This is a genomic window from Bordetella sp. 15P40C-2 (genome assembly GCF_009763235.1).
In the GTDB taxonomy this organism is placed as follows: domain Bacteria; phylum Pseudomonadota; class Gammaproteobacteria; order Burkholderiales; family Burkholderiaceae_B; genus Bordetella_A.
Genome location: NZ_WSJA01000021.1, coordinates 105,574 through 118,047, shown reverse-complemented (window position 1 = coordinate 118,047; position 12,474 = coordinate 105,574). Strand labels below are relative to the sequence as shown.

Below are 12,474 nucleotides of genomic sequence, written 5' to 3'. Positions count from 1 at the left end.
GGATGAAGATCGCCCCTCTACACTAGGTCGTCGGACCGACGGTGCATAGGGTCCGCGACGATCATAATAATCACCGGAGACAACCATCATGACACGCTACGCTCGCGGCTTGGCCGCTGGTTGGTGTTTGGGCGCGATTTGTTGCGGTTCAGCTTGGGCGGCCGATAAGCCGCCGGTCAAGATCGGGGTGCTGACGGATATGTCAGGCACGTACGCCGCGATGGGCGGACCAGGGTCTGTCGCCGCTGCTCAGATGGCGATTGACGATTGTCTGGCCGCCGAATGCAAAGGCATGAAAATCGAGCTTGTCTCGGCCGACAATCAGAATAAAGCGGATGTGGGCGCGGCTCGCGCGCGCGAATGGTTTGATCGGGACGGTGTCACGGCGATTGCCGACCTGACGAACTCGGCCGTGGCGCTGGCGGTGCAGGGCATTGCGCGCGAAAAAGACAAAGTCGTGATGTTCTCGGGTCCGGCAACCACGGCGCTGACCAATAAAGAATGCTCGCCGGTCGGTTTTCATTGGATGTTCGACACCTATTCCCAATCCGCCGGCGGCGCCAAAGCGACGGTACGCGCGGGCGGCAAGTCCTGGTATTTCATCACCGTGGATTATGCATTTGGCCATTCACTGGAAGCCGATACGGCCAAAGCCGTTAAAGCGCTGGGCGGAACCGTGGCGGGCTCGGTGCGCCATCCCTTGAACGCGCCGGATTTCGCCTCGTACCTGCTGCAAGCGCAAAGCTCCAAGGCCCAGGTCGTGGCCTTGGCCAACGGCGGACAAGACACGGTCAATGCGGTCAAACAGGCGCGCGAATTCGGCATCGTCGAAGGCGGCCAGCGATTGGTGTCGCTGCTGATTTTCCTCTCGGATCTGCGGGCATTGGGGTTGGACAATGCGCAGGGTCTTTCGTATGTCGACGGTTTCTATTGGGACTATGACGACGCCACGCGCGACTGGTCGGCGCGGTTCGAGAAAGCCTTTCGCGGCTTGAAGCCGACCATGACGCAGGCGGGCGTGTATTCGAGCGTGCTGCACTATCTGCGCGCCGTGGCCGCCACGGGTAGCACGCAAGGCAAAGTCGTCGCCGACAAGATGCGCGAGTTGCCGATCCAGGACCCGATTATGCGCAACGCCAGCATCCGTCCCGACGGGCGTGTGATCCACGACATGTACTTGTACGAGGTGAAGAAACCCGACGAGTCCAAAGGCGGGTGGGACTATTCGAAGCTCATCGCCACCATTCCAGCGGCCGAGGCATTCCAGCCGCTGTCGGAATCGACTTGTCCATTACTTAAGCAGTAAATCGCTGTTGATACGGCGGCGCGTTCGCCAGCCCATGCACGTGACGAGCGCTGTCGCCGTAGACCGGTATCACTGACCGGCATCCCGCCGGCATGGTGTTTCCTTCTCCCATAAGGAGCCAGTATGAGTGAAGTCCCCCGCGTACCGCTATTGATCGATGGCCAACTCGTGCAGTCGCAGACCAGCGAATGGCGCGATGTCATCAATCCGGCGACCCAAGAAGTCGTAGCGCGTGTGCCATTCGCCACGCGTGATGAGCTGGACCGGGCCGTAGCCAGTGCCAAAGCAGCATTTCAGACCTGGCGCAACAGCGGGCAAGGTACCCGCATGCGCGTCATGCTGAAGTTGCAGGAGCTGCTGCGCGCGAATACGACCAAATTAGCGGAAATGATCACCCGCGAGCATGGCAAAACCTTGCCGGATGCCGAAGGCGAAGTCGGGCGCGGCCTGGAAGTGGTCGAACATGCCTGCTCGATCGCTTCATTGCAGCTGGGCGAATACGCCGAGAATGCCGCGGGCGGCATCGATGTGTACACGCTGATCCAGCCGCTGGGGGTGTGCGCGGGCATCACCGCGTTTAATTTCCCGGTGATGTTGCCGTGCTTTATGTTCCCGATTGCCGTGGCCTGCGGAAACACGTTCGTGCTCAAGCCGTCCGAGCAGGACCCCACCTCGTCGCTGTTTCTCGCGCAACTCGCGCTGGAAGCCGGATTGCCGCCGGGTGTGTTGAACGTCGTGCATGGCGGCCCGGAGATCGCTAACGCGATTTGCGAACATCCCGATATCAAGGCGATTTCGTTCATCGGGTCCACGCGCGTGGGCACCGAGATCTATCGGCGCGCTTCGGATGCGGGCAAGCGTTGTCAGGCCATGATGGGCGCGAAAAACCACTGCGTGATCTTGCCGGATGCGGATCCGGAGGTCGCGTTGAACCAACTGCTGGGCGCGGCGTTCGGCGCGGCCGGGCAGCGCTGCATGGCCGCCTCGGTCGCCGTGCTGGTGGGCGAGGCGCGCAACTGGCTGCCTGATTTTGTCGAGCGCGCGAAGAAGCTGAAAGTCAATGCCGGCACGGACCGCGACGCCGATCTGGGGCCGCTGGTATCGCCGCAAGCCAGAAAGCGCGTGGAAAGCCTGATTCAGCAAGGTATAGAGGAGGGCGCCAAGCTGCTGCTAGATGGGCGCAATCCAACGATCGCGGGATTCGAACAAGGCAATTTCGTCGGACCCACGGTATTCGACGGTGTGACCGAAAACATGACCGTCTATAAAGAGGAGATTTTTGGACCGGTTCTGTGCGTGGTCGGGGTCGAAACCTTGGAAGAGGCGGTGGCGTTTATCAACCGCAATCCGAACGGAAACGGCGTGGCGCTGTTTACTCAGGATGGCGGCGCGGCGCGTTATTTCCAGAACAATATCGATGTCGGGCAGGTGGGCATCAATATTCCCATTCCGGTGCCGGTCGCTTGGTTCAGCTTCACGGGTTCGCGAGGATCCAAACTGGGTGACCTGGGGCCCAATGGCAAACAGGCCGTGCAGTTCTGGACGCAAACCAAGACGGTTACGGCGCGCTGGTCCGCGCATGGCCGGACGGTGAATACGACCATTTCTATGCGTTGAACGAAGAGGGTGCCCACGCAGCGCAGGCCGCAAGAAGCCATGCGCTTGCCTGCGCGGGCGCGTGGCGTCTACCCTATTCGGCAGGGCGCGCTTGCCCTAAATTTACAAATGCCAATAAGTAATATAAATCGCCTTCTATATTACCTATAATGGTTCCGACATATACGGGGCCATCATGAATCTTCAGCAGTTTCGCTTTGTGCGAGAAACGATACGCCGCGACTTCAATCTGACGGAAGCCGCGCGTATGTTGTACACCTCTCAACCCGGGGTGTCTAAAGCGATCATTGAGTTTGAGGACGAGCTCGGTATCAAGATCTTCGAGCGTCATGGCAAGCGCATCAAGGGCCTGACCAAGCCCGGTTTAGCCGTGTCGCAGGTGATCGACCGCATCATGCGCGAAGTCGATAACCTGAAAAAAGTCAGCGACGAATTCGCGCGCCGGGATGAAGGCGGGCTGGTGATTGCCTGCACCCACACTCAGGCCCGGTATCTATTGCCGCGTGTCATCCCCGCGTTTCGACAGCAGTTTCCGAAAGTCCACCTGTCGTTGGCCGAGGGTAGCCCCGCTCAATTGGCCGAGATGGTGCTGCATGAACAGGCGGATCTGGCATTGGCGACCGAGTCGCTCGCGCTCACGCCTGGGCTGGCTACCTTGCCGGTCTACACCTGGGAGCATACGGTGGTGGTGCGGCCGGACCATCCCTTGGCGGATCTGACCTCCAGCGAGGCGCGCAACATCACGCTGACGCAACTGGCCGAATATCCCATCGTCACGTACGATCGCGCATTTACCGGCCGCAGCACCATCGACGAGGTTTTTGCGAGCCAGAGCGTACATCCCGATATCGTGCTGGAGGCCATTGACGCCGACGTGATCAAAACTTATGTGGATGTGGGCTTGGGCATCGGCATTATCGCGGGCGTGGCCTATGATCCGCGCCGCGATGGCAACCTGGTTGGACTGCCGGTGGGACACCTCTTTGGCACGCATACCACCCGCGTGGGCGTGAAGGCGGGGGTTTTTCTGCGCGATTATGTCTACACGTTCCTGGAAATGATGGCCCCGGCGTTGACGCGCGAGGTGGTGACGGAGGCCGTGCAGAGTCGACGCCCTTAGTGCAGGCGTGGCGGATAGCGAATGGCGATTTCTTGACCCGGCGCAAAGCCGGGTTTTTTCATGTCCTTCAATATACGGCAGACGGCATGGTGTGGGCTTCGGCCGGCAAGTCGGTCCGGAACTCCCGCATGCCGCTATCCCAATGGCAGACCTGATTGAATAATTAAATAAGAACCGATCTCATTTAAGTTGCCCAAAATAATGGGAATCATTATCATTAACACCAATCGTTTAAACCTCTGGAGTGATGATCATGACAGCAGCGCTAAGTGCGGTGGTGGTAGGCGCGGACCGGCTGGGAAATATTCCGGATCTGCTTAAAGGCCACAATATTTCAATCACGCATCACATCAGTGGGCGCGACCCGTCGCATCAGAAGAAAACCTTGCAATTACCCTCGGGGACGCAACTGGTTATTTTGCTGACGGATTTTCTGGGCCATAACGTCATGAAGACGTTTCGCAATGCGGCGCAGCGTGGGGGAATCCGAGTCGTGGCGTGCCGGCGCTCGGTATGTAGCATGCAACAGGCGCTGCAGCAGTGCGGCCTTTGCGGCAGGCACTGCGGGACCGCGGGTTAACGTCTGGCGGAACCGGCCGCAGCGACGTAGTTACCGTCCAAGCGGCGCGCGCCGTTATAGCGTTTGGACCAATAGGCCATGGTCATGCTTTCAATACGCACCGCGCCGCCGGCGCTGGGCGAATGCACGAAACGGTTTTCGCCTAAATAGATGCCGACGTGGGAATAGCGGCGGCCCAGCGTGTTGAAAAACACCAGATCCCCAGGCTGCAGCTGCTTTTTGTCGACGTTCGCGCCAATCGAGGCAATGGCGGCCGCGTTACGCGGTAATTTCAAGCCGAGCGCGCGCTGGGCGGTGTAGGCCACGAAGCCACTGCAGTCAAACCCCGTCTCGGGCGATGAGCCGCCATATCGATAGCGAATGCCGATGAGCTCCAGCGCCTCGTCGATCAGTGCGTTGCTTGCCCCTGCCATTGCCACTGGCTGACGCGAGATACCGTGCTTGCCAGCGCTCTTGGTCAGTGCGCCTATTGGATCGTTTGATAACGAGGCGAGCGCGATATCTTGGTCATCGATGATGAACACATCAGCGCTCTGGCGCGGCGCCGCGCAACCTGCCAACACCAGGCAGCAAGCGGCAATCATCAGACCCGGGATACGGAAACTAAAGACTTCGCAAGGCGTGGGGTTCGCGCGCGTCATAGATACGTTATGAGCTGGAAGACCGCCGGTTGGCGATAGAGGGTTGGCATTGAAGTGCAGCGATTCTATCAAACACTCACACCTCGTCATCCCTGTTACAGCGCCTTAGGGCCGCATTTCAGACGGATTCGCAGGCCAAATGGGTTGGAGAGGCCCGGTATTGCTGGCTTTGCGGGAAATTCATCTTTTTTCTAGGGGATTTCCCGAGGGGGGCCGCGAAAGACTGATGCAAGCTTCGCTCGCGACAATAAGATCTGGAAAAAATAAGTCGCATCGTCGCTGACGACCGCACATACCGGAGACAAACCATGCAACAGACCCGCGAGTTTCACCGCCGCTCGATCACGGACCGCGATGCCTTCTGGCGTGAGCAAGCGGAGCGTGTACATTGGGAAACGCCATTTGCCGAGGTGCTGGATTTTTCTCGGCCGCCTTTCGCTCGCTGGTTTGTCGGGGGGCAGACGAATCTGTGTTTCAACGCGGTCGACCGGTGGGTCGAGTCGCAAGGCGAGCAGCCCGCGCTGATCTGGGTGTCCACCGAGGTCGATCAGGAAATCACCTACACGCGCCGACAACTGTTCGACGAGGTCAACGCGGTGGCCGCGATGCTGCGCGAGCAGGGCGTGGGCCGGGGCGATCGTGTGCTGCTTTATATGCCGATGGTGCCGCAGGCGGTGTTCACGATGTTGGCGTGCGCGCGTTTGGGCGCGGTGCATTCCGTGGTGTTCGGCGGGTTTGCGTCGGTGAATCTGGCGCAGCGCATCGATGACGCCACACCCAAGGTGATTGTGTCGGCCGACGCGGGCTCGCGCGCCGGCAAGGTGGTGCCGTATAAGCCACTGCTCGACAAGGCCTTGAGCCTGTGCGCCCATCCTCCCAAGTCGGTGATCGTATTGAACCGGGGCCTCGCGCCTTGCGGTCTGGAGCCGCGGCGTGATCTCGATTACCAGGCGCTGCGCGAACGTCACGAAGGCGCACGGGTGCCAGTGCAATGGCTGGAGTCGGCGGAACCCAGCTACATCCTTTATACGTCGGGCACTACGGGCAAGCCCAAAGGCGTGCAACGCGATGTTGGCGGCTACGCCGTGGCGCTGGCCGCATCGATGGAGTATTTGTTCGACGGCAAGCCGGGCGATACCTTTTTCTGTACCAGCGATATTGGCTGGGTCGTGGGGCACTCCTATATCGTGTATGGGCCCTTGATTGGCGGGCAGGCGACGATTTTGTACGAGGGCACACCGGTGCGGCCCGATGGCGCGATCCTGTGGAAATTGGTCGAGCAGCATCGTGTCAACACCTTGTTTTCGGCGCCGACGGCAGTTCGCGTGCTCAAGCGGCAAGCGCCGGAATTGCTATCCCGACATGATCTTTCAACGCTGCGCGCCGTCTATCTGGCGGGAGAGCCGCTGGACGAGCCTACCGCGCAATGGATTTCGGAAGGACTGGGCAAGCCCATCATCGACAACTACTGGCAGACAGAATCAGGCTGGCCGATTCTGTCCGCGCAACCAGGGGTCGAACGCGTAGCGACACGATTGGGCAGCCCGTCGTTTCCCGTCTATGGCTTCGATGCGCGCATTGTCAGCGAGCAGACGGGCGAGGACCTCCCCGCCGGCGAGAAAGGCGTGGTGGCCATCGTGCCGCCACTGCCGCCGGGCGCCATGTCGACGATCTGGGGCGATGACCATCGTTTTGTGCAGACCTACTTTACGTCGATTCCTGGGCGGCAGCTGTATTCGACTTTCGATTGGGGGCGCGTGGACGAAGATGGCTATTGGTTCATCCTCGGGCGGACCGATGATGTGATCAACGTGGCTGGCCACCGACTGGGCACGCGCGAGATCGAGGAGTCCATCAACAGTCATAGTGGCATCGCGGAATGCGCGGTGGTGGGGGTGGCCGACAGCTTGAAGGGACAGGTCGCCATGGCGTTTGCTGTGTTGAAAAATCCCGCGCTCGCCGAGCGTCCCGAGGACGCGCGCGCGGTGGAAGGCGATATCATGCGCGTAGTCGAGGATCAGCTGGGCGCGGTAGCGCGTCCGGCCCGTATCCGGTTCGTGGCGGCTTTGCCCAAGACGCGTTCGGGCAAGGTGCTGCGGCGTGCGATTGTCGCGATCTGCGAAGGTCGCGACCCCGGTGATCTCACCACCATCGAAGACCCTTCGTCCCTTGAACAAATAAAGGATGCATTGCAATGAAAAGCAAACCCGTGTTGACCGCCGAAGACGTGAAGAAAATACTGGCCGCTGCTGAGGCGCATGCAGTAAAGAACAGCTGGGCAGTGACCATTGCGGTGGTCGACGATGGGGGGCATGCATTAGGCATGTTGCGCCTGGATGGCGCGCCGCCGGTGTCCAGCCATATCGCACCCGCCAAAGCCAAGACAGCGGCGTTGGGCCGTCGCGAGTCGAGCACGTACGAGGAGCTCATCAACAAGGGGCGTGTGGCATTTCTGTCGGCGCCCTTGCTGGAAGGCATGCTCGAAGGCGGTGTGCCCGTCGTGGCCGAAGGCGAGGTGGTCGGCGCGGTGGGCGTCTCGGGCGTGAAGTCGAACGAGGATGTGGAAATCGCCCGCGCCGGGATCGCGGCCCTGGGTCTGTAATGTCTGGCGGCGCGGGAGGTGTGTTTTGACGACCGCAAATCGTGACGCACCGGCGGCGCCGCCCTCGAGTGCACTGGAGAGGCCCGGGCTCGCACCGGGCGCGTTGAATCCCGGCGTACAACGCCGGGAGGTCTGGGCTTGGGCGATGTATGACTTCGCCAACTCGGGCTATACCACCGTGATTCTCACGACGGTATTCAGTACTTACTTCGTGAGCGTGGTGGGGCAGCGTGCGCCTTGGGCGACATTGGCCTGGACGGCGGCGCTGTCATTGTCTTATCTGCTTATCATGCTGACCATGCCCGGACTCGGGGCGCGGGCAGATGCGCGCGCGGCCAAGCGCCGTCTGCTCTACACCAGCACACTGGGCTGTGTGGCCGCCACGCTGGTGTTAACACAGGCCGGGCCCGGCGATGTGTGGCTGGCGCTCGCCGCTTTGGCGATCTCGAATTATTGCTACTGCATAGGCGAATCGGTTGTGGCGGCGTTTCTGCCCGAACTCGCGCGGCCCGATGCGTTGGGCCGTGTCTCCGGATGGGGATGGAGCTTTGGATATTGCGGCGGCATGCTGACGTTGGGCTTATCCCTGGCGGCCGTGACGGTTGGGGAATCACGTGGACTGGCGGCCACTGAATATGTGCCCTGGGTGATCGTCATCACCAGCACGGTGTTTGCGCTGGCCGCCTTGCCGTCGTTTTTTATGTTGCGCGAACGCGCGGTGCCGCATACGGAAAGCTTGAAAAGCCCCGGCATGCTTAGCCGCCTGGCAGCCGAATGGCGTGACACGGGGGTGCATTATCCCGAGTTTCGCCGGCTATTGATGTGTGGGGCCTGTTATCAGGCGGGTATCGCGGTGGTCGTGACCTTGGCCGCAGTGTATGCGGATCAGGTGATGGGGTTCACCATGTCGCAGATCATGCTGCTGGTGTTTACCGTCAATATCGGCGCGGCTATAGGCGCGTTCAGCTTTGGCTATGTCCAGGATCGTATTGGACATAAGCGCGCGCTGGCGCTGACTTTGGTTGGCTGGATCGTGATGGTCCTGGTCGCCTATTCGGCGGTGACCGTGCCGGTGTTCTGGGTGGCGGCCACGCTGGCGGGGTTGTGTATGGGCACCAGCCAGAGCGCGGGGCGCGCCATGGTGGGGGCATTTGCGCCCGCGAAGCGCCTGGCCGAGTTCTTCGCGTTATGGACTTTTGCGGTGCAACTGGCGGCCGTGGTGGGCCCATTGACCTATGGGTTGGTCACTTGGTTGACGATGGGCAACCACCGCTTGGCCATCCTGGTGACGGGGGTGTTCTTTGTGTTGGGGTTGCTGCTATTGGCGCGCGTCGATATGCAGCGTGGCATCGCGAGACGGTTGACCTAGCAACCATGCTGCGCTGCGAAAAAAGGCGGCGTTTCCGGCTGGTATCCTAACGCTATACAGCCTTGGCAATGCGGTGACGTCGCGGCCGGCCGATAACTGGCCGCCGCGTAAGGTGCCCGTAAGAGCACGGCGATACGGTTCCGTATCGATGACGCTCTTCCATTCGAATTATTAGCAATCCGGAGACTTTCATGTCCAACAATATCGAGTCCGTCCTGGTCGAAACGCGCGTATTCCCGCCGCCGGAGCCGGCGAAAAAGGGCGCGCGGGTCGATAGCATGGAAGCTTATCGCGCCCTTTGCCAGGAGGTCGAGCAAGACCATGACGGCTTCTGGACGCGCCATGCCAACGAGAATCTGCAATGGACCAAGCCTTTTACGCAGGTGCTAGACGAATCGAATGCACCGTTTTATCGCTGGTTCGGTGATGGCGAACTGAATGTCTCGGCCAATTGCCTGGATGTGCATTTGACCAATGGCAATGCCGACAAGACGGCGATTATTTTCGAGGCCGATGACGGCACGGTCACCAAGGTGACCTATCGCGAACTGCTGGCTCGCGTTTGCCGCTTTGCCAACGGGCTGAAGTCGCTGGGCTACAAGAAAGGCGACCGCGCCATTATCTATCTGCCCATGTCGATTGAGGCAGTCGTGGCGATGCAGGCTTGCGCGCGCCTGGGGGTGACGCATTCCGTGGTGTTTGGCGGCTTTTCCTCCAAGAGCTTGCAGGAACGCATTTGTGATGTTGGCGCTTCGTTGGTGATCACGGCGGATGCGCAGATCCGTGGCGGCAAAACGATACCGCTGAAGCCCGCGGTCGATGATGCGATCGCGATGGGCGGATGCGAGGCGGTGAACAAGGTCATCGTGTATCGCCGCACGGGTGGCGATGTGGCGTGGACCGAGGGTCGCGATGTCTGGCTGCACGATGTCGTGAGCGAACAGGCCGACACATGCGAGCCTGTGCCGGTCAATGCCGAGCACCCGCTCTTTATCCTCTACACCTCGGGTTCGACTGGCAAACCCAAGGGCGTGCAGCATTCGTCCGCGGGCTATCTGCTGTGGGCGAAGATGACGGTGAAGTGGACCTTCGACGCGCGCGAGAATGATGTCTATTGGTGCACCGCGGACGTGGGCTGGATCACGGGTCACAGCTACATCACGTATGGACCCCTGGCCGCGGGCTTGACGCAGGTGGTCTTCGAAGGCGTGCCCACGTATCCCGATGCGGGCCGTTTCTGGGACATGATCGCGCGTCACAAGGTGACGACTTTCTATACCGCGCCTACCGCGATCCGTTCGCTGATCAAGGCTTCGGAGGCTACGCCGTCCACGCATCCGCGTAACTATGATTTGTCCAGCCTGCGCTTGATCGGCACGGTGGGCGAGCCTATTAATCCCGAAGCCTGGATGTGGTATCACAAGAACGTCGGGCAGGAGCGTTGCCCGATTGTAGATACGTGGTGGCAAACCGAGACGGGCGGGCACATGATCAATCCCTTGCCCGGCGCGACACCGACTAAGCCGGGGTCATGCACTTTGCCACTGCCGGGTATTGCCGCTGCCATCGTGGACGAAACGGGTAACGAAGTGGAGCCGGGCAATGGTGGATTCCTCGCGATCAAGCGTCCGTGGCCATCCATGATCCGTACGATCTGGGGCGATCCGGAGCGCTTCAAGAAGAGCTATTTCCCGCCCGAGCTCAATGGCTGCTATCTGGCCGGAGACGGCGCGCAGCGCGATGCCGATGGCTATTTCTGGATCATGGGTCGTATCGATGACGTGCTGAACGTGTCCGGTCACCGCTTGGGTACGATGGAAGTCGAATCGGCGCTGGTCGCGCATGAATTGGTGGCCGAGGCCGCGGTCGTCGGCCGACCAGACGATACGACGGGCGAGGCCGTGGTCGCGTTCGTGGTGCTAAAGGGCGCGCGCCCGGAAGGCGAACAGGCGCAAGCCATCGCGAAGCAATTGCGCGACTGGGTGGGCAAGGAGATCGGCCCGATCGCCAAGCCCAAGGACATTCGTTTCGGTGACAACCTGCCTAAGACGCGTTCGGGCAAGATCATGCGCCGATTGCTGCGCGTGGTAGCCAAGGGCGAGGAAGTTACTCAGGACGTGTCCACGCTGGAAAACCCGGCGATTCTCGAGCAGCTCGCCAAACCGGTGTGACCAGTGACCCGTGCGCGCCTATGCCATCCCTAGCACGGCATACGCGCGCGGCTCGGTGTGATTGGGCCCTCTATGGTGATCGCCCAGGCTAGGTGGATGAATGCCCGTTTCCATCAAGGAACGGGCATTTTTATTTTAGGGATAGATAGTCGTGGGTAGCAGCTTCGATCGAAAAGGCTTGGTGTTGTTGGTCGCCACGATCGTCGCGTGGGCGGGTAGTTGGATCGCGATGAAGGTGATGGTGCCGTATATGGGGGCGTTTCAGATCACCGCCTCGCGATTTTTATTAGGGGCGGCCTCGCTGTTTGCCGTGCTGCTCGTCACGGGCCGTCCGCTGGGCATACCGCCATGGAAGATGACCCTATCGATTGGCGTCACGCAGACGGCGGGTTTCCAGGTGCTGGTCCAGCTGGCGTTAACGCAGGGTGGCGTGGGAAAGGTCGCCGGCCTGGCCTACACGATGCCGTTCTGGGTCATTATTTTTGCGTGGATGATACTGGGGGAGCGGCCGGGGGCGCGTCAAGGCGTCGCGTTCGGGTTCGCCGCCGCTGGCCTGATTTGCTTTTTGGAGCCGTGGCATGGCCTGGGCAACTGGTTGTCGGCGACCTTGGCGGTCGGGGCCGGATTGAGCTGGGGGCTGGGCACCGTGCTGTCCAAACGGATGTTTGATCGGTATGCGCCCGACGTCATGACGTTCACGGCCTGGCAATTGTTGTTGGGCGGCCTGGCCGCGATGCCCGCCGCGATCTGGGTGCCGCAGCCGCCGGTCCTGTGGGGATGGCCGCTGACCTTGGCCTTGCTCTATTCGGCGTTGATCGCCACGGCGGCAGCCTGGTTGTTGTGGTTGTTGGTATTACAGCGACTGCCGGCCTCGATTGCCGGGCTTTCCAGTCTGGGGGTTCCGCTGGTTGCGACTTTCCTGGCGTGGCTATTGTTAAACGAGTATCCCACGTGGTCCGAGATTTCTGGCCTTGCCTTGATTATGATTGGCTTGGTCGTGGTCAGCCGTAAAGGTCGCGCTGACGGCCGATAATATTGGCCCGAGCAATAACGCACGTGGCTGGTTCC

10 protein-coding genes are annotated in these 12,474 nt (G+C 60.6%); 9 read left to right on the top strand and 1 reads right to left on the bottom strand.

The window, feature by feature from the left end:
- Window positions 1-88: 88 nt before the first annotated feature.
- The 4 genes from GOQ25_RS10135 (at window position 89) to GOQ25_RS10120 (ending at window position 4,623) form a co-directional block, all read left to right on the top strand.
- A complete protein-coding gene (locus GOQ25_RS10135; RefSeq protein ID WP_160350347.1) occupies window positions 89-1,306 on the top strand; it encodes an ABC transporter substrate-binding protein in 1,218 nt (405 codons plus the stop codon).
- A gap of 123 nt (window positions 1,307-1,429) precedes the next feature.
- Complete coding sequence (locus tag GOQ25_RS10130) at window positions 1,430-2,923, top strand: CoA-acylating methylmalonate-semialdehyde dehydrogenase (protein ID WP_160350346.1); 1,494 nt, start codon at window positions 1,430-1,432, stop codon at window positions 2,921-2,923.
- Between the two features lie 175 nt (window positions 2,924-3,098).
- Window positions 3,099-4,043 carry a CysB family HTH-type transcriptional regulator gene (locus GOQ25_RS10125; protein WP_160350345.1) on the top strand — a complete coding sequence of 315 codons (945 nt, stop codon included), beginning with the start codon at window positions 3,099-3,101 and terminating at the stop codon, window positions 4,041-4,043.
- A 253-nt stretch (window positions 4,044-4,296) separates the two neighbouring features.
- A complete protein-coding gene (locus tag GOQ25_RS10120) occupies window positions 4,297-4,623 on the top strand; it encodes a DUF2325 domain-containing protein (RefSeq protein WP_160350344.1) in 327 nt (108 codons plus the stop codon).
- Here GOQ25_RS10120 and GOQ25_RS10115 read toward each other — a convergent pair.
- Entirely contained in the window at window positions 4,620-5,264 is a 645-nt protein-coding gene (locus tag GOQ25_RS10115) for a C40 family peptidase (protein WP_160350343.1), read from the bottom strand. The two genes, GOQ25_RS10120 and GOQ25_RS10115, sit on opposite strands and share 4 nt — an antisense overlap.
- A 308-nt stretch (window positions 5,265-5,572) precedes the next feature.
- On the opposite strand from GOQ25_RS10115, the gene GOQ25_RS10110 reads away from it, so the two are divergent.
- The 5 genes from GOQ25_RS10110 to GOQ25_RS10090 all read left to right on the top strand — a co-directional run bounded on the left by GOQ25_RS10110 (window position 5,573) and on the right by GOQ25_RS10090 (window position 12,439).
- Entirely contained in the window at window positions 5,573-7,462 is a 1,890-nt protein-coding gene (locus GOQ25_RS10110; protein ID WP_160350342.1) for a propionate--CoA ligase, read from the top strand.
- Window positions 7,459-7,866 (top strand): heme-binding protein, encoded by a 408-nt coding sequence (locus GOQ25_RS10105; protein ID WP_160350341.1) that lies wholly within the window; start codon window positions 7,459-7,461, stop codon window positions 7,864-7,866. The genes GOQ25_RS10110 and GOQ25_RS10105 overlap by 4 nt, the downstream gene beginning before the upstream one ends.
- A gap of 145 nt (window positions 7,867-8,011) precedes the next feature.
- Window positions 8,012-9,235, top strand: a complete 1,224-nt coding sequence (locus GOQ25_RS10100) for an MFS transporter (RefSeq protein WP_160350400.1) — start codon at window positions 8,012-8,014, stop codon at window positions 9,233-9,235.
- A 191-nt stretch (window positions 9,236-9,426) separates the two neighbouring features.
- Window positions 9,427-11,406 carry an acetate--CoA ligase gene (gene acs, locus GOQ25_RS10095; protein ID WP_160350340.1) on the top strand — a complete coding sequence of 660 codons (1,980 nt, stop codon included), beginning with the start codon at window positions 9,427-9,429 and terminating at the stop codon, window positions 11,404-11,406.
- Between the two features lie 151 nt (window positions 11,407-11,557).
- Complete coding sequence (locus tag GOQ25_RS10090; RefSeq protein WP_370519936.1) at window positions 11,558-12,439, top strand: DMT family transporter; 882 nt, start codon at window positions 11,558-11,560, stop codon at window positions 12,437-12,439.
- Window positions 12,440-12,474 lie beyond the last annotated feature (35 nt).

Bases quoted from the DNA above. Each gene is read 5' to 3' on its own strand.
- GOQ25_RS10135 (WP_160350347.1), top strand. From the start codon at position 89: ATGACACGCTACGCTCGCGGCTTGGCCGCTGGTTGGTGTTTGGGCGCG.
- GOQ25_RS10130 (WP_160350346.1), top strand. From the start codon at position 1,430: ATGAGTGAAGTCCCCCGCGTACCGCTATTGATCGATGGCCAACTCGTG.
- GOQ25_RS10125 (WP_160350345.1), top strand. From the start codon at position 3,099: ATGAATCTTCAGCAGTTTCGCTTTGTGCGAGAAACGATACGCCGCGAC.
- GOQ25_RS10120 (WP_160350344.1), top strand. From the start codon at position 4,297: ATGACAGCAGCGCTAAGTGCGGTGGTGGTAGGCGCGGACCGGCTGGGA.
- GOQ25_RS10115 (WP_160350343.1), bottom strand. From the start codon at position 5,264: ATGACGCGCGCGAACCCCACGCCTTGCGAAGTCTTTAGTTTCCGTATC.
- GOQ25_RS10110 (WP_160350342.1), top strand. From the start codon at position 5,573: ATGCAACAGACCCGCGAGTTTCACCGCCGCTCGATCACGGACCGCGAT.
- GOQ25_RS10105 (WP_160350341.1), top strand. From the start codon at position 7,459: ATGAAAAGCAAACCCGTGTTGACCGCCGAAGACGTGAAGAAAATACTG.
- GOQ25_RS10100 (WP_160350400.1), top strand. From the start codon at position 8,012: ATGTATGACTTCGCCAACTCGGGCTATACCACCGTGATTCTCACGACG.
- acs (WP_160350340.1), top strand. From the start codon at position 9,427: ATGTCCAACAATATCGAGTCCGTCCTGGTCGAAACGCGCGTATTCCCG.